Here is a 297-nt window from a genome sequence, read left to right as displayed (position 1 = left end):
GCGGCTGGATCACCTCCTTTCTAAGGATATTACGGAATGACCATTAGGTCATGGAATAACGAAGACATATTGTATTCAGTTTTGAATGTTTATAACATTCAACTTAAGAATGGGCCTATAGCTCAGCTGGTTAGAGCGCACGCCTGATAAGCGTGAGGTCGATGGTTCGAGTCCATTTAGGCCCACCATTTTAAATTGCACATTGAAAACTAGATAAGTAAGTAAAATAGATTTTACCAAGCAAAAAACCGAGTGAATTTTTAACGAAATTCAACAAGCTTAATAATCGCGCGTCGT

At 38.7% G+C, this 297-nt stretch carries 1 tRNA gene; it reads left to right on the top strand.

What is annotated here, in order from left to right:
* Nucleotides 1–111 precede the first annotated feature (111 nt).
* Nucleotides 112–188: transfer RNA gene (locus LQ622_RS14950), tRNA-Ile, on the top strand.
* The last annotated feature ends 109 nt before the right edge of the window (nt 189–297 follow it).

It is taken from the genome of Mammaliicoccus sp. N-M50 (assembly GCF_022386995.1).
Lineage (GTDB): Bacteria > Bacillota > Bacilli > Staphylococcales > Staphylococcaceae > Mammaliicoccus > Mammaliicoccus sciuri_A.
The sequence above is the reverse complement of the archived record's forward strand: the minus strand, read 5'-3'. Positions and strand labels throughout refer to the sequence as shown.